The organism is Salinicoccus siamensis, from assembly GCF_042429615.1.
Classification (GTDB): domain Bacteria; phylum Bacillota; class Bacilli; order Staphylococcales; family Salinicoccaceae; genus Salinicoccus; species Salinicoccus siamensis.
The window spans coordinates 16,340-32,308 of record NZ_JBHMAH010000009.1; the positions used below are offsets into that span (position 1 = coordinate 16,340).

Below are 15,969 nucleotides of genomic sequence, written 5' to 3' on the forward strand. Positions count from 1 at the left end.
TGTGTTTTAGTAATGTCTTCTGACTATGCTCGCTAAAACGGGACTAATCAGCTGTATTAAATTCAACCAACATATTCTTTTCGGAGGGGTGTTTATAGTATAATGGAAGCAACTACCAATTGATCGCGATGGGTGAATGGTATATCAGTTACTAAAGTGAAGCGACTCTCGAGCACGATATAATGAATCAGTCCGAAGCAATTGAATATGAACTGACGCTTACTACAGATGAGAATAGTTATATATGGTAGACGATGGTAGAAGGAAAGACTTTTACGTCGTTCAAGCCCTCAAATAAACTAAGTTTTACTTCATCTTGATTTATTGAGTAGCTTACAATGTACAAACATATTTTGTTCTTCACTATAAATATTATGTATTTTAAGATTATAATTTAAGTGAGATGAAAATTAATTATGGATAAAGATACTTACAATATAGGTAAAATATTGAAAAAGTTAAAACTTGAAGATAGAGACGATGATAAGCCTCATTTAGAGAGTAATATAAGAAACTTTTTCAATAATGCCAATATAGACGCAGATACTAAGAATATTGTTAAGAATTTGATGTACCAATTCACTTATTTTTCTAAGAGAGAAATTAAGGAACAATTTATACCCTATATAGGAATCACTGTGTCTAACATAAGTACTGATGTAAAAATAATTTTTTCAAATATCACAGATAAACAGGCTAAGTACAATAGCTCATCTCATATATTGAGTTTATTTCTTGACGAATTTAATTTGCCGAATCAAAATGTGCTTAATCTTCATCATATATTATTCACTACGGAATATGAAGAAAATCCATTGCTTGAAAAATACAAAAAAATACTAGAAGGTAAGAATAGTATAGTTTTTATAGACGACTTTGTAGGCTCAGGTAACACATTGAAAAATTTTATTGAGGAGCTTAAAAGAAATTTTAATCTACATGGCAAAAATCTCATCTTCATAATTTTAACATTACGCAAAGAAATTGAAGAGGAAATAAAAAAGACTTATATAGATGAAGAGTTTCATATCGAATTTTATGTTTATAATTATACTTGTAACTTAATTGAGAATCTCTACTTAGATTCTAATTTTTATAATCAAGTAAAAAGACTAGAGAGAGATAAGATAAAAGTAAGTAAGAATTATATCTTAGGATATGATAGATCAATGCTTCTCGTTGGCTCTTATAGAAATACACCTAATAACACTCTAGCATCCTTATGGTGGGAAAATAGAGGATATAAGGGGCCATTTGAGAGGAAACGAGAAATAAATCCAATACAGGATATTAGGAAGAAGATGTCATATGGAAGAAAAAAATAAAATTGAATATAAGAAAGATATTGTATTGTTATATTTCAAAGAAATGGGAGGGATAGGTGAAAAATACGAAATTAGAAGTATATTAGGATTTGAAAAAGAGCAAATAAACAAATTTTTAGAAATAATGATTGAAGAAAATTTACTAGATGAAAGTTATAACCTTACTAACAAGTCTAAAATGTATTTAAACGAAAAGTATAATGATAAGATAGATTTTATACAGAAAGAAAGTTATAATGAAACTATTATTCCTAATGATTCACCGTTAGGAATTAGTGAAATCTATATTCCGGATAACTTCCATGCTTAGAAAAGAAGACGAGTCGTCTTCGTTTAATTTAATGGTTCTAAACCATTATAGCAAGTCATCTGAAAACCAAGATGACTTGCTACAATAAATTTAGCAATTTATTGTGTCAAGAGTAATTACTCTTGACGTAAAACAAATACAGTTTTTGGTAAGTATGGGGGTTCTGGATATGGATATTATTGAACTAGAAAAAAATTTGAGGAAACACGACCATAAGGAAGAGATATTAGAGTATGTTAAAAACTTAAATAAAAAAGAAGTCCCTGTGATTTTTGACAATATTCATTTAGCAAGATTAATAAATATAAATGAAGATCAATTTTTCAGTGTGCTTTTTTCACCAAAAAACCATATGACAACTTTTTCTATTCCAAAGAAGAGGAATGGAAAGAGAGAAATAAGCAAACCATCCCCAGTGTTAATGCATTGTCAAAGATGGATACTTGATAATATATTATATAAGTTAAAAGCTCATCATAAAGCAAAAGGATTCAAAAAAAATATTTCAATAGTGGATAATGCTAAAGAACATATAAATAAAGAGTATGTTTTGAATATTGACATTAAAGATTTTTTTAAAAATATAAATAATAAAAAGGTATTTATTCTTTTTAAATCTATAGGATATAGCGAGAAAGTATCCCTAACATTAAGTAATCTATGTACATTTAATAATTATTTACCGCAAGGAGCTCCTACAAGCCCCCATATCTCTAACCTTATTTTAATAAAATTGGATAATCGTATTGAAGCATATGCACAAAAAAATAATCTTACATATACCAGATATGCTGATGATATAACACTCTCGGGTTCGAAAGAAGTTTATAAATCTATAAAGGTAATTTCTGAAATACTGAATGATGAAGGCTTTGAAATTAAAAAAGAAAAAACTAGAGTTCAACCTTATTATTCAAGACAAGAAGTAACAGGGTTAGTTGTAAATGATAAAGTTTCTGTACCAAAAGAGTATATAAAACAATTAAGGCAAGAACTATATTATATTAGAACGAGAGGGATGGAAAATCATTTAACTTTTAATGACAAGTTTTTTGTCTCTAATTATAGAGAATATATATTGGGTAAAATAAATTTTTTAAAAATGGTAGATTCAAAAAAAGGAAATTTTTATTTAAATGAATTTTTGGAAATATGGGACAAGAGATAATGTGGGTTTTATAAGTTGCTCAAAACATATATGTTATAGCTTTTTAGAGAGTACCGTTAATTGTTGCTTTAGTAATAACTCAATAAAAAATTATGAATAATTCTATTAGCAACTATGAATTTTTCTTACTTTCAATTGACAGCGTTAAAGAAGGATTTCAATCCAACTAGTTCCACTTTATGCTATTAGAATGAATTTCTCCAGTAATCGAATAACGATCCACCTTGACCAAACACTGGGTCAAACTCAGGTTTTGGAACCTTCTTTATATTCTCCAACTTTTCAGGCCGCTCTTCAGGTTCTCCATAGCACATGTCAAAACTGAGGCCACCGGGGTAGGCACCGTAGTTCGCATAATCGTCACTTGCTTCTAACTTTTTATGGCCATAGCCGGCTGGGAGGATGATGACATCGCCTTTCTCCGCTTCTACCACCTCACCCTGCTCACTGCCAAGCTGCAGTGTGGCATGTCCTTCCTTGACCGCAAGCACTTCGTGGGTGTTGCTGTGGTAGTGGTGGAAAGGGTGGACGGAGCCGAGCCACTCCCCGGACCAGTCATTGGAATTCAGGATGGCGGGAATATCGTCTCCATCTTCAAACACGTTCTTATAGATCAGCAGGGGGAAGTCGGGGTGGTTGGGTATCTTGCTGTCGTCTTCGACCTTGATTGTAATGACTTCAATCTCTTCAGTGCGTTTCATCTTCATCCCTCCATATATTCATTATTATACTTTTACCGCTTCTGACTGAAACTAACCATTACATCATAAGTCCATAAAAAAGGAGCAGATTGCTCTGCTCCAATAGATTCAACATATGGGAGTCTCCACAGTGGTGGAGGCTCCTCTTATTTTTCAGTCCATCTCATAATACGCGCTGAACGGGTCGAGCTCCTCGATGGTCGTGATGTCATGGGGGAGCAGGGGCACGCGGATGAGGTTCTGATTCGTGAAGGTATCTTCAATCTCCTTCAGATACCGCTGCTCATGCTCCTGCCGCTGGGCGAGGAAGGTGCCGTCGGCTTCATCAGGCAGCACCTTATTGATTATGAGCGTCTTCACATGCAGGTGATACTTGTCGAGGAGACCCACAGCCTTCTTGGTTTCAAGAATCGGCAGTCTTTCGGGATTCAGGACGAATATAAACCCCGTCTTGCCGGACTCGAGCATGATCTCCCGTGCCCGTGAGAAGCGGTTCTGCCGGGTGAGCAGAACATCATAGATCGGGTCCTCAACCGGTTCCCCGTTATTCAGCAGCTGAGTGTAGTTCTCGTTCGTCTTCTGCCGCTTCTTCAGCAGCCCCTCGACCCACACGCCCATCAGCTCCGGCAGTGTGAGCAGCCTTATCGTATGACCGGTGGGGGCGGTGTCGAATACGAGGTGGTCGTATTCACCTTCCTCCTCGAGGATGATGGAGACGAGCTTGTCGAACAGCGCCGATTCATCCGCACCGGGTGAGGCCTGGGCGGTATCGAGCTGGCGGTTGACCTCCTCGATCATGCTGGACTGGACGGTGCCCTTGATGTTCTCCTTTACAGAGTCAATGTACTTCTTCGTCTCATGCTCCGGGTCGATCTCAAGCGCATGGAGGTTCTCTGCAATTTCCACCGTCTCCCCGCCGATGTCACGCGAGAAGATGTGCCCGAGATTATGGGCCGGATCGGTCGAGACGAGCAGCGTCTTCTTCCCTGATTTTGCGAGTTGCCATGCAATGGCGGCAGCGGACGTAGACTTGCCCCCCCGCCCTTGCCGCCGATGAACAGGATCTTCTTTGTATGAATGCTCATGGATATGCTCCTTTAGTATAGTCAGCAGCAGCGGATGCCGGTCAGCGGCGACTTGTCCATCCCCATGCGGAGATGCCAGTCGTGGAAGTCCTCGATGATGTGCGGATACAGTTCCAGCGTGTAGTAGTAGACCGGATTCGGTATGCCGATCATCTCGGAGTAGAGGAGCAGCAGGAAGAGGTCATCCTGGTCCCTCAGCTCCCTGGCGACCTCCGTACGGTGCGGCATTTCGAGCACTTCCTCGTAGTACCGGATCAACTTCTTGATATTGTCGAGCATGGGTTATCCCTCCTTACTCGTCATTGCGGTGCTTCGCGAGTTCATCATCGAACTTGCCGGTAAGTGCCTGGATGGACGTAATGACGATCCAGATGGCGAAGAAAATACACCAAATAAAACCCCAAATCTACTGCCATAGATTGGAGGTTCTGTGTTTCATGTACAGCCTCCTATTTATTACTTGTATTATAACATCATTATCTTTGGAAATACGGTGTGGATAGAAGGAGGTGGGCTCCGCCAGTAGTGACAGAGGGACTCATCGGTATTTCATCAATAATTCCTTCGGGATATGGCAATAGTCATCGGGGCATCTCTCCAGTCGATCCTGGTGCTCGTCTGCACTTCTTACATAGTGTGTAAGGGGAAGGACTTCGACGGCGATTTTCGCGTGATCCTCCCTCTGCTGTATGAAGGCTTCCGCTTCTTCCAGATGCATCGGGTCTTCGCTATATAATCCAGTTCGGTATTTTCTGCCGACATCTTCCCCCTGGCGGTCGATACTATATGGATTGATGATTTCAAACAGATGGCCCATCAATCGATCGATGGATGTGACGGTCGGATTGAATTCGGTCTTTACACACTCGGCATAGCCGTCATACACGCCTTCGAGCGTGTCACTGGTGCCGTTTGCCCTACCAGCTTCTGTAGATATGACACCAGGCAGGGTCTTGATGAAGGCCTGGACGCCCCATAGGCATCCGCCGGCCAAGTATACGGTCTCCATATAAGCTGCTCCTTTCAGTCACTTGAATACTTTTCTCGGAAACTCCAGGATGAGTGGGCTGCCGAGTTGAAATAGACGCTCAACGCCCTCTCACCACTCTGATTGCGCCGCAGATAATGTCGATGCTCCCTGAGGTGGGAGATGTGCTCCAGCTTATACCGCTCGACCCCTGGTTGTAGCCATGCACCATCTTCTCGAGCTGGTCGAGGGTGATGATGGGTTTGAAGTCCGCAATGCACTGGTCATATATGGACTTCGGCTTTCCCCTAGGAAAGCCTCCTCGAAATTTTCAGGGTCGATTTTGCGGTTGTAACGATTATTACTCACATGCCCATCCATTTTGTCATTGGTTTCACGTTTCCATATTATCATTGTCGGGAAGAGGAGGGTAATAATAGCTATTGTTTACAAAAAGTAATATGCGATGATTATACTTTTTTTAATTTATTGGGAGGGGTGTAATTATGAGTCCGGAACATATTGGATTTGCGTTGCTTTGTCTGGGGATTTTCCTCCTGATCGGAAAATGGATCCGGATGCGCGTGGAATTGATGCAGAATCTTTTCCTCCCGGCGTCCGTCATCGGAGGATTCGTGGCATTGTTTTTAGGTCCGGGAGTACTCGGACGGATTGCTGGGAACTTTGTCGGGGAAGACTCGTTCTGGACAACAGGAATATTGACGGAAGAAATTATGGAAGTCTGGTCGTCACTCCCGGGTCTCATGATCAACGTCGTGTTTGCGACGCTGTTCATCGGTACGGTTTTACCGAATGTGAAGCGGATATGGAATGTGGGTGGACCACAATTGGCCTTCGGCTGGTCTCTTGGCTGGGGGCAGTACGTCATTGGTCTACTGCTGACAGTTCTGGTGCTGGTGCCGTTTTATGACATCCCGCCGTTTATCGGTGCGCTTGTTGAAATCGGTTTTGAGGGCGGCCACGGTACGGCAGCCGGTTTACAGGAAACGTTTGCAGAGCTTGGGTTCCCTGAGGCCTATGATCTCGCTGTCGGCATGGCCACCGTCGGTATCCTGAGCGGGGTGATCTTCGGTATCATCCTGATCAACTGGGGGGTCCGCCGGAACAAGACGAAAATCATCAGCGATGTAAAAGGAATGTCAGCTACGAAGAAAGCGGGCATCGTCGAAGAGGAAGACCGTGGTTCCGGTCCTGAAAAGACGGTACGCGCCGAATCCATTGAAACACTTACTTTCCATTTTGCCATAGTGGGCCTTGCCATCTTTATCGGCTATCTTCTGCTAGAAGGTCTCAAATGGCTGGAAGCTGTCTCATTCGGCTCGGACTTCATGACATACGTCCCACTGTTCCCATTGGCGATGTTTGGGGGACTGGCGGTCCAATTCTTCGTGGACAAATACGATACAGCCCGCCTCGTAGACAGGCAAATGATTACGACTATACAAGGATTTGCCCTTGATATCCTCATCACCAGTGCGATTGCGACTGTTTCCTTGGCGGTACTGGGTGAATATCTGGTGCCGTTCCTACTCTTGGCATTAGCCGGCATCGTATGGAACGTCTTCGGATTCTTTGTATTCGGTCCAAGGATGATTCCGGACTACTGGCTGGAGCGTGCCATCGGGGACTTCGGCCAGTCGACCGGGGTGACAGCCACCGGTCTGATGCTGATCCGTGTGGCCGACCCCGAGACGGAATCGCCTGCACTTGAAGGTTTCGGCTACAAGCAGCTGGTCTTCGAACCGTTTCTTGGCGGCGGGCTCGTCACTGCATTATCCGCACCGCTCATCTTCCAGTTCGGCCCGATACCGTTCCTGATATTCGCCTCGGTCATGCTGCTGATTGGGTTGCTTATGGGTCTGCTTTATTTCGGGAAGAAAAGGGCGGAATAATCGCTCCAGGATTTCGGAATAATCATTGCTTATGAACAAATATTAGATGAAACCATTTCACAATAAAACCGCTGATCTATTTAGATCAGCGGTTTTATTGTGCAATTTATGGGCCGTGTTGAAGCTTATTTCTTTCTTGGTGCGGGGAACCAAAATCTTGAGCTTCAGATCTGTATCGTCTGCAGTTCCGTCGGGAAAGTGGTGAGGACTTCCGCTTCTCCCGATTCGTTGATGTACACTTCTTCCTCTATGCGGACACCGCCGTAGCCTGGGATGTAGATGCCGGGCTCGATGGTGAACAGCATGCCGGGTTTGGCGACATCTTCGTTCAAGTGATGGATGGACGGCGCTTCATGGACTTCGATGCCGAGGCCGTGTCCAACGCGGTTATTGAAGTATTCGCCGTAGCCGTGGGACTCGATGACGCTGCGCGCTGCGATGTCGAATTCCTTGAGTGGTACGCCAGCTTTGACGGCGTCAACACCGGCTTGAGTAGCGGCCTTGACGATATTATAGATATCTGTCTGCTTGTCGGTCGCTTCGCCGATGATGAAGGTGCGTGTGATGTCAGAGCAGTAGCGGTCATGAGTGATGACACCAAAATCGATGAGCAGGAAATCACCGTTTTCAAGCGTTCTGTCGCCCGGGGTACCGTGCGGCAGTGCAGCTTTCTCGCCGGCCAGGACCATAGTAGAGAATGATGGGCCAGCAGCGCCATGGACTTTCATCAAGTATTCGAATTGGGCGACGAGCTGGGCTTCGGTCATGCCTGCTTTAATGGTTTTGAGGCCTTCTGCGAGCACGGTTTCAATGATGCGCACGGCTTCTTTCATGCCGTCCACATCTTCACGGCTCTTGAATGTCCGCTGCAGGTTCAAAGCTTCCTGGATATCGGTGAAGCGTGCTTCAGGGAAGACACCTTTCAGTCCATTGTGGTGGGCGACAGTGACGACATTCGTCTCGATTCCCATTGTCTTCACGTCACTTTTGATGGTGTCTTTTATGATGGCGAATGGATCTTCTTCATCGGAAATCGGGATGATGTGATCTGCATCCGCAATTTCTGCTGCATCCTTATCGAGTGCCGGAAGGAAAAGGTGCGTTTCCTTACTTTCTACATCGATGAAGAGCGACATGTAGCGCTCATGGGGATCGGCAAAGAAGCCGGTCATATAATAGATGTTTGACGGATCAGTGATGAGTGCGGCGTCAACCGCCTGCTCTTTAAGATTGGAAATCAGTGCATTTTTTCTGGATGTGTAATCAATGGTCATAGTAGTAGTCCTCCAAAATTTTGATTCTTTCCAGTATATCGAAAAGCAGGCAATGCGTCTAACCGGAAAATTATGGCACGGAAATTTCTTTATACTCTATAACAAGGAAAAGGAGGGAATGAATTGAACTTCAAAAGAATGATCAATACCATCGACATGCATGTGGCAGGAGAGCCGCTTCGGATCATCATGAGCGGGTTGCCAACCATTAAAGGAGAGACACAGCTGGAACGCCGTGCCTACTGCATCGAGCACCTGGACGGTATCCGAAATTTTTTGATGAATGAACCAAGGGGGCATGAAGGGATGTACGGCTGCATCATTACACCGCCGGCTGAGGAGGGGTCTGACTTCGGCGTGCTATTCATGCATAACGAAGGATGGAGCACGATGTGCGGGCACGGCATCATTGCGGTCGTCACTGTGATGATCGAGACGGGCGCCTGCGGGGACAATTCCGATAAGAGAAGGTTTGTGATAGACAGCCCGGCAGGAAAAGTCATTGCCCAGGCGCAATATGACGCAGATGGCGAACTTTTGGTTACGTTTGAAAACGTCCCTTCATTCGTCTATCTGGAAGATATCACTCTGGATATTGAGGGGAAGCAGCTGAACGCCGATGTGGTTTTTGGAGGCGCATTTTATGTGTTTCTTAACAACAGTCTTCTAAATTTAACACAAAGGCGTGAGAATCTGACGGAATTTAAAAACTGGGGTGCCGCGATCAAAGCGGAAGTCGAGAAAAAATATACCATCCAGCATCCACTCGAGGAAGACTTGAACGGCATCTACGGCGTCATCTTTTCGGAAGAATTGAAAGAACCTGGAACGTGGCAGAACGTCACGATTTTTGCAGACAAGCAAATTGACCGTTCCCCGTGCGGCACGGGTACGAGTGCGAAAGCAGCCCAACTCTTTAATGATTCAACCATCGGGGGAGGGGACGCGTTCATGAACCGGAGCATTACCGGAGGAATTTTCAAAGGAGAAGTGACCGCTGAAACGAAAGTTGGTGAATACGAGGCAGTCATCGCAAAGGTCTCCGGAAAAGCGAATACAAGCGGCTTCCACACTTTTGTATTGGAAGCGTCTGACGAGATGCCTGAAGGATTTCTGCTGCAGTAGCCTAGAGGCAAAAATTTTTAATATTATAGTTCAGAATATTTAAAAAATGGAGGGTTATAAATGAAAAAATCAAGATTATTTATGATGATTCTGCTCGTTATGATGGCCGCATTGCTGACAGCATGTTACGGGGGAGGCGGAGAAGAGTCGGCAAAAGACTCAGGTGGGGACGGAGGAGAATCTGAAGGCACTGCTGATGGTCCCAGTGGCGGAACACTGCATATGGCTACTCCTGGGGAACTGCCGACGGTCCAGACGAATGGCAACTTGGATGGCTTGTCCCAGACAATCATGCTGAACATTTATGAAGGCTTGTTCAGATTGGATCAGGACAGTGAACTGACTGAAGGCATGGCTGAAGATTATGAGATGAAGGAAAATGAAGATGGTGGCGTAACCTATACGTTTAATATCAGGGAAGACGCAGTGTGGTCCAATGGTGAACCCGTTACGGCACATGATTTTACATACGCATGGAAGCGGGCATTGAATCCGGAAACATTTTCTCCACATGCATACTTGATGGCACCCATAGTCAATGCCAATGAAATCCAGGATCCTGACGATGAGTTGTATGGCAAAGTAGATGAACTCGGTGTGGAAGCGACTGACGATAAAACACTAGTGGTTGAACTCAATAATAACGTCCCGTACTTTTTGGAAGTGCTGACCAATCCAGTCATGTTTCCACAAAATGAAGACTTCATCGCTGAGCAGGGGGATGACTATGGATTGGAACCTGAAAATGTCATCTCCAATGGTCCTTTTTATCTTGATGACTGGAATCATGACCAGGGCTGGGTATTGAGCAAAAATGAAGAGTATTGGGATAGTGATGCGGTTGAACTCGATGCCGTCGACTATAAAGTCGCCAAAGATGCTTCAACTGAAGTGAATCTATATGAAACAGGTGATATTGATGTTGTAAATCTCACTTCTGAATTTGTAGATATGTATGCGGACAGTGAAGAATATACGACAAACATAAATACAGAAGTGTATTTCGTCAGATTCAATTTCCAGAATGAAGATTTGAATAATGGCAATATCAGAAAGGCATTGGATATGTCCTACGATAAGGCAGAAGCGGCAGATTCGATATTGAAGAATGGTTCGATACCTGCATACTTCCTGGTTCCTGAAAACTTCGTTGAAAATAGTGAAGGGGAAGATTTCAGGGAGAAATATGGTGATTTCAATATGACTGATGTTGAAGAGGCCCAAAAAATCTGGGAAAAAGGCCTGGAGGAATTGGGGAAAGATTCGGTCACTCTGGAGTTATTGAGTTATGACGATGACCAAAGAAAATCCATGGCTGAATATATGAAGAACCAATGGGAGAAGAACCTTCCAGGATTAACGGTGAACATAAACCAGCAGCCGAACAAACAGAAGCTTGACTTGGAAAGCCAACAAGATTACGATATGTCATTTTCGGGCTGGAGAAACGATCTGAGCGATCCTGTCGAGTTTTTGAATATCCATTTATCTGATGGGCCTTACAATTGGCAGGACTTTGAGAATGAAGAGTACGACAGCCTTGTCAAAAAGGCACAGACGGATTTTTCCGATCTGGATCAGAGGTTTGCTGACCTGCAGGAAGCAGAACGCATTCTAATCGATCAGGAAACGGCGATTTCCCCAATCTACCAGTCAGCAAACGCCAGGCTCATAAAACCGGAAGTCAATAATTTCACCGCGCACCCGGATAATACATTCTCATTCAAGTGGGTGACCATGGAAAAATAACATTGAATGAAACGATTCTGTGAAGATATCCAGGAGGTGTCCAAGTGGCAAAATATATACTAAGCAGATTAGGGTATATGATTTTCACATTTTTATTGATCGCATCATTGACTTTCTTCCTGATGCAGACATTGCCGGGATCCCCGTTTAATGATGAAAGACTGAGTGAAGCCCAGGAAAGAATATTGAATCAGAGATACGGCTTGGATGAGCCTGTGGCGGTACAGTATTTTAAGTACCTTGGAAATATAATGGTCGGCGAATTGGGCGTCTCATTTCAGTTCGACGGTCGTTCAGTAGCCACCATCATTGGAGAAAGGATAGGAGTATCAGCAATACTCGGGGCCCAGGCGATGGGCCTTGGGCTTGTTGTTGGAGGGCTCCTTGGCATCATTGCTGCGATAAGGCAGAACACACTGGTCGATTACTCGGCGATGATTGCAGCTGTTTTGGGACTATCGATCCCCAACTTTGTCTTTGCCGGCCTTCTCCAGTATTGGATAGGCGTGAGACTCCAATGGCTGCCGGTGGCGTTTTGGGACGGATTTGAATACTCCATCCTGCCGACAATTTCCCTGGCCGCGTTTGTAATGGCGACCATCGCCAGGTATATGCGCTCGGAAATGCTCGAGGTGCTTGGGCAGGATTATATTACGACCGCTCATGCAAAAGGTGTGGATAGATGGAAGGTGATCAGGAAACATGGAATCCGGAATGCAATGATACCAATCATCACCATCATCGGTCCTTTAACTGTGTCACTTATGACAGGTACGCTTGTGGTGGAACGTATTTTCAGCATCCCAGGTCTCGGAGAACAATTTGTAAATTCAATACTGACCAATGATTATCCAGTAATTATGGGAGTTACACTATTTTTCAGTCTCCTGTTCATAGTCGTCATCTTCATCGTCGATATCCTCTACGGCATTATAGATCCGAGAATCCGACTTTCTGGAGGTGGCAAAAATTAGCATACCTGAGCATAAATTGACGGATGATCTGTTTGAAGTGGAAAATCAGCTGCATAGCGGCAAAGAAGTCATTTCGACAAAGCCAATAAGTTATTGGGGAGATTCATGGCGTCGTCTCAAACAGAATAAAGGGGCGATAGTGGGACTGGTGCTAATCATACTCATCATCCTCCTCGCCATTTTGGGCCCTTATATGAATGATCACGAATTTGATGAACAGAATCTCCAAATAAGCAACATGCCACCTAAAGTTCCAGTTTTAGAGCATGTGCCATTCTTGAATTTGAATGGAACGGATATCAACGGTGTTGATATATACGAAGCGGAGAATGTAGAGGGCTATTATTGGTTCGGGACGGATAACCTCGGGCGGGATGTCTGGACGCGGATATGGGAAGGCACCCGTATCTCCTTGTACATCGCGTTTTTGGCTGCGCTTCTGGATTTGCTTATCGGTGTCACCTATGGCAGTATTTCTGCTTACTATGGCGGCAGGGTAGACAATGTTATGCAGCGCATTATAGAAGTCCTTATAGGAGTTCCGAACCTCATTGTAATCATTCTGCTCATACTCATCCTCCAGCCTGGAATCATGTCGATTACACTGGCGATGGTCATAACAGGATGGGTGAATATGGCAAGGATCATAAGAGGACAAGTCCTGAAACTGAAGGGTCAGGAATTCGTCTTGGCTTCGAGAACACTAGGGGCGGGAGACACGAGATTGATCTGGCGTCACCTCATCCCAAATTCAATGGGGCCGATTATAATAACGACGATGTTCACTATTCCAACCGCAATATTTACAGAAGCATTCTTGAGTTTTATTGGTTTAGGGCTGCAGCCTCCGATAGCTTCCTTAGGGACGATAGTGAACGATGGGTTTGAACTGATTCAGATTTACCCCCATATGCTCATGTTCTCGTCTATCATAATCAGTCTGATCATGATCAGCTTCAATCTATTGGGAGATGGTTTGAGAGACGCGTTTGATCCTAAAATGAGAAAGTAGGAGTGATGAGTTTGGATGAAATACTTTCTGTAAAAAACCTCGATGTCACTTTCGATACTTATGCCGGGGTGGTCCAGGCAGTCAGGAACGTCTCCTTTGATTTGAAAAAGGGCGAGACTCTGGCAGTTGTAGGTGAATCCGGTTCTGGCAAATCAGTGATGTCGAAAAGTATCATGGGGCTTATACCCGAACCTCCGGGGAAAATCAGCGGAGAATATATAAAATATAAAGATGAAGATATATTGAAATATAATAAAAAAAAGTTGAGGAAATTGAGAGGATCAGAAATATCAATAGTATTCCAAGATCCGATGTCATCCTTAAATCCGACCATGACCGTGAAAAACCAGATTATAGAAGGGATTTTGACACATAGTAAAATATCGAAGAAAGAGGCTGTAGGGAGGGCAATCGAAATATTGGGTTCAGTGGGGATACATGAACCTGAAAAAAGGATCAATCAATATCCCCATCAGTTTTCCGGAGGCATGCAGCAAAGAGTGGTCATAGCCATGGCATTGGCATGCGATCCCGAAATACTGATAGCGGATGAACCAACGACTGCTTTAGACGTTACAGTACAGGCGCAGGTGATCGATCTGTTCAAGAAAATTCAAAAGGAACGCGGCACCTCAATCATATTCATCACCCATGACTTGGGTGTGGTAGCCAATATTGCAGATCGGGTTGCGGTCATGTACGCCGGAAAGATAGTGGAGATAGGAAAAGTGGAAGAGATCTTCTATAATCCGCAGCATCCCTACACCAAAGGCTTGTTGAAAGCCATGCCGAATCTGGAGCATTCCCACGATACATTGATCTCGATTCCAGGCTCACCCCCAAATTTGATGAACCCCCCTGAAGGGGATGCATTTGCGATACGCAATAAAGCACCTCTGAAAATAGATTTCCTATATAATCCACCCATGTTCGAAGTGACGGAAACACATCACGCGGCGACTTGGCTGCTGCACGAAAAAGTGAGTAAGGCAGTAGAGGATGAAGTTGAAGAGATATTTGAATCCGATAAGGATGAGGAAGTACGGAGCGAGAAAAAGATAGGAAGCAACAAGCTATTGGAAGTGAAAGGCCTTAAACAGCATTTCAATAAAGGCCAGAAAAACGAAGTAAGGGCAGTAGACGGGGTGAGTTTCGAAATCTACGAGGGGGAAACCTTCGGGCTGGTAGGTGAGTCGGGGTGCGGGAAATCGACCACGGGCCGGAATCTAGTCAATTTATATCAATCGACAGAAGGCGAGATACATTTTAAAGGCAAGAGTCTGGCAGAGAAGAACAAATTGGAACTTCATAAGCAGATGCAGATGATTTTCCAGGATCCGTACTCATCTCTGAACCCACGTTGGACCGTAGAGGATATCATCGCAGAAGGAATGGATATACACGGTCTATATCAAAATAAGAAAGAACGTAGGGAAAAAGTAAAGGCATTATTGGAAACAGTAGGGTTGAATTCTGAACATGCCACCAGATACCCCCACGAATTCAGTGGGGGACAGAGACAGCGGATAGGGATTGCCAGAGCCCTCGCCGTAGAACCGGAATTCATCGTTGCGGACGAACCCATTTCAGCATTGGATGTATCAATACAGGCTCAAATAATCAATCTGCTGAAAAAACTGCAGAATGAGAATGCACTGACATACTTATTCATCGCCCATGACTTGTCGATGGTGAAACACATCAGTGACAGGATCGGGGTAATGTATAAAGGTAGATTAGTGGAAGTTGCAGATAGTGATGAACTATTCGAAAACCCTTTGCATCCATATACGCAGTCTTTGCTTGGCGCCATACCGGTGCCTGATCCGCGCAATGAAAAGAACCGAAGTAAGGAAGAAGACATCGCCTGGGAGAAGGTCAAGGATCCCGGCCAGATGAGGGAAGTGACCCCGGGGCACTTCGTGTCATGCACCGAAAAAGAAATGGAAGCATATAGACAAGAGCAGGTTGAAGGTAAAGGGGTGGAATGGATTGAAGACAGTAAGTAAAAAAACAGTTTTAATTTATCTCACTGCAGCAGCCTGTCTCATATTATTGCCTGTTGCCGTAAACATACCGATAGAATATCTTAACTTATTTTTCATGGTTGGGCTACTGCTGTTCATAGCCGGCGGATTCATGTGGATGATGAATAAAGGGGTCTACAATGCGATATTCAATAACTTCAAGAAAATCTTAAGACATGATTCGAAATTGGAGACATTCGTTGCGGAGCAGGATGCTGAGCTTAAAGATAAGCGGAACTTTCGAAGAACTGGCTCAGGGTTATGGGTGTTGTCCATGGGCATCTTACTTATAGTATTTTCCACTATTGTTTCCATGTATTGAGAAAAAATGAATTTCAT

General features: G+C 44.0%; 14 protein-coding genes and 1 pseudogene. 10 read left to right on the forward strand and 5 right to left on the reverse strand.

Features of this window, described 5'->3' with window-relative positions; all coding sequences use genetic code 11:
* Nucleotides 1-416: 416 nt before the first annotated feature.
* The 3 genes from ACFFLE_RS03490 (at nt 417) to ACFFLE_RS03500 (ending at nt 2,803) form a co-directional block, all read left to right on the forward strand.
* Nucleotides 417-1,325, forward strand: coding sequence for a phosphoribosyltransferase-like protein (locus tag ACFFLE_RS03490; RefSeq protein WP_380569766.1), 909 nt, complete (start codon nt 417-419; stop codon nt 1,323-1,325).
* The gene (locus ACFFLE_RS03495) at nt 1,309-1,635 is read left to right on the forward strand and encodes a hypothetical protein (RefSeq protein WP_380569767.1); all 327 of its coding nucleotides are present in this window, start codon (nt 1,309-1,311) and stop codon (nt 1,633-1,635) included. The genes ACFFLE_RS03490 and ACFFLE_RS03495 overlap by 17 nt, the downstream gene beginning before the upstream one ends.
* A 169-nt stretch (nt 1,636-1,804) precedes the next feature.
* Nucleotides 1,805-2,803 (forward strand): retron St85 family RNA-directed DNA polymerase, encoded by a 999-nt coding sequence (locus ACFFLE_RS03500; RefSeq protein WP_380569768.1) that lies wholly within the window; start codon nt 1,805-1,807, stop codon nt 2,801-2,803.
* Between the two features lie 185 nt (nt 2,804-2,988).
* On the opposite strand, the gene ACFFLE_RS03505 is transcribed toward ACFFLE_RS03500, so the two are convergent.
* From ACFFLE_RS03505 to ACFFLE_RS03520, 4 genes and pseudogenes are all read right to left on the reverse strand, one after another.
* The gene (locus tag ACFFLE_RS03505; protein ID WP_380569769.1) at nt 2,989-3,504 is read right to left on the reverse strand and encodes a cupin domain-containing protein; all 516 of its coding nucleotides are present in this window, start codon (nt 3,502-3,504) and stop codon (nt 2,989-2,991) included.
* Between the two features lie 153 nt (nt 3,505-3,657).
* Nucleotides 3,658-4,589: pseudogene (locus ACFFLE_RS03510) on the reverse strand (ArsA family ATPase).
* Nucleotides 4,590-4,610: 21 nt separating this feature from the next.
* The gene (locus ACFFLE_RS03515; protein WP_040105886.1) at nt 4,611-4,868 is read right to left on the reverse strand and encodes a cory-CC-star protein; all 258 of its coding nucleotides are present in this window, start codon (nt 4,866-4,868) and stop codon (nt 4,611-4,613) included.
* A 259-nt stretch (nt 4,869-5,127) separates the two neighbouring features.
* Nucleotides 5,128-5,598 carry a peptide-methionine (S)-S-oxide reductase gene (locus ACFFLE_RS03520; RefSeq protein ID WP_380569770.1) on the reverse strand — a complete coding sequence of 157 codons (471 nt, stop codon included), beginning with the start codon at nt 5,596-5,598 and terminating at the stop codon, nt 5,128-5,130.
* 464 nt (nt 5,599-6,062) lie between these two features.
* On the opposite strand from ACFFLE_RS03520, the gene ACFFLE_RS03525 reads away from it, so the two are divergent.
* Entirely contained in the window at nt 6,063-7,469 is a 1,407-nt protein-coding gene (locus tag ACFFLE_RS03525; RefSeq protein WP_380569771.1) for a sodium/glutamate symporter, read from the forward strand.
* 164 nt (nt 7,470-7,633) lie between these two features.
* Here ACFFLE_RS03525 and ACFFLE_RS03530 read toward each other — a convergent pair whose 3' ends face one another.
* A complete protein-coding gene (locus tag ACFFLE_RS03530) occupies nt 7,634-8,743 on the reverse strand; it encodes a M24 family metallopeptidase (protein ID WP_380569772.1) in 1,110 nt (369 codons plus the stop codon).
* Between the two features lie 123 nt (nt 8,744-8,866).
* Between ACFFLE_RS03530 and ACFFLE_RS03535 the strand changes: the two genes are divergently transcribed.
* The 6 genes from ACFFLE_RS03535 to ACFFLE_RS03560 are packed head-to-tail and all read left to right on the forward strand — an operon-like array spanning nt 8,867 to nt 15,952.
* Nucleotides 8,867-9,868: a proline racemase family protein gene (locus tag ACFFLE_RS03535; RefSeq protein WP_380569773.1), complete on the forward strand. Its 1,002-nt coding sequence runs from the start codon at nt 8,867-8,869 to the stop codon at nt 9,866-9,868.
* A 60-nt stretch (nt 9,869-9,928) separates the two neighbouring features.
* Nucleotides 9,929-11,617 (forward strand): peptide ABC transporter substrate-binding protein, encoded by a 1,689-nt coding sequence (locus tag ACFFLE_RS03540; protein WP_380569774.1) that lies wholly within the window; start codon nt 9,929-9,931, stop codon nt 11,615-11,617.
* Nucleotides 11,618-11,661: 44 nt separating this feature from the next.
* Nucleotides 11,662-12,591 (forward strand): oligopeptide ABC transporter permease, encoded by a 930-nt coding sequence (opp3b, locus tag ACFFLE_RS03545; RefSeq protein ID WP_380569775.1) that lies wholly within the window; start codon nt 11,662-11,664, stop codon nt 12,589-12,591.
* A gap of 1 nt (nt 12,592) precedes the next feature.
* Complete coding sequence (gene opp3C, locus ACFFLE_RS03550) at nt 12,593-13,603, forward strand: oligopeptide ABC transporter permease (RefSeq protein WP_380569828.1); 1,011 nt, start codon at nt 12,593-12,595, stop codon at nt 13,601-13,603.
* An 11-nt stretch (nt 13,604-13,614) separates the two neighbouring features.
* The gene (locus tag ACFFLE_RS03555) at nt 13,615-15,612 is read left to right on the forward strand and encodes an ABC transporter ATP-binding protein (RefSeq protein ID WP_380569776.1); all 1,998 of its coding nucleotides are present in this window, start codon (nt 13,615-13,617) and stop codon (nt 15,610-15,612) included.
* Nucleotides 15,596-15,952 (forward strand): DUF3899 domain-containing protein, encoded by a 357-nt coding sequence (locus ACFFLE_RS03560; RefSeq protein WP_380569777.1) that lies wholly within the window; start codon nt 15,596-15,598, stop codon nt 15,950-15,952. Before ACFFLE_RS03555 ends, ACFFLE_RS03560 begins: the two co-directional genes overlap by 17 nt.
* Nucleotides 15,953-15,969: the final 17 nt, after the last annotated feature.

Excerpts from the sequence above, each read along its gene's own strand:
- ACFFLE_RS03490 (WP_380569766.1), top strand. The coding sequence starts at position 417 with ATGGATAAAGATACTTACAATATAGGTAAAATATTGAAAAAGTTAAAA.
- ACFFLE_RS03495 (WP_380569767.1), top strand. The coding sequence starts at position 1,309 with ATGGAAGAAAAAAATAAAATTGAATATAAGAAAGATATTGTATTGTTA.
- ACFFLE_RS03540 (WP_380569774.1), top strand. The coding sequence starts at position 9,929 with ATGAAAAAATCAAGATTATTTATGATGATTCTGCTCGTTATGATGGCC.
- ACFFLE_RS03505 (WP_380569769.1), bottom strand. The coding sequence starts at position 3,504 with ATGAAACGCACTGAAGAGATTGAAGTCATTACAATCAAGGTCGAAGAC.
- ACFFLE_RS03515 (WP_040105886.1), bottom strand. The coding sequence starts at position 4,868 with ATGCTCGACAATATCAAGAAGTTGATCCGGTACTACGAGGAAGTGCTC.
- ACFFLE_RS03500 (WP_380569768.1), top strand. The coding sequence starts at position 1,805 with ATGGATATTATTGAACTAGAAAAAAATTTGAGGAAACACGACCATAAG.
- ACFFLE_RS03525 (WP_380569771.1), top strand. The coding sequence starts at position 6,063 with ATGAGTCCGGAACATATTGGATTTGCGTTGCTTTGTCTGGGGATTTTC.
- ACFFLE_RS03520 (WP_380569770.1), bottom strand. The coding sequence starts at position 5,598 with ATGGAGACCGTATACTTGGCCGGCGGATGCCTATGGGGCGTCCAGGCC.
- ACFFLE_RS03530 (WP_380569772.1), bottom strand. The coding sequence starts at position 8,743 with ATGACCATTGATTACACATCCAGAAAAAATGCACTGATTTCCAATCTT.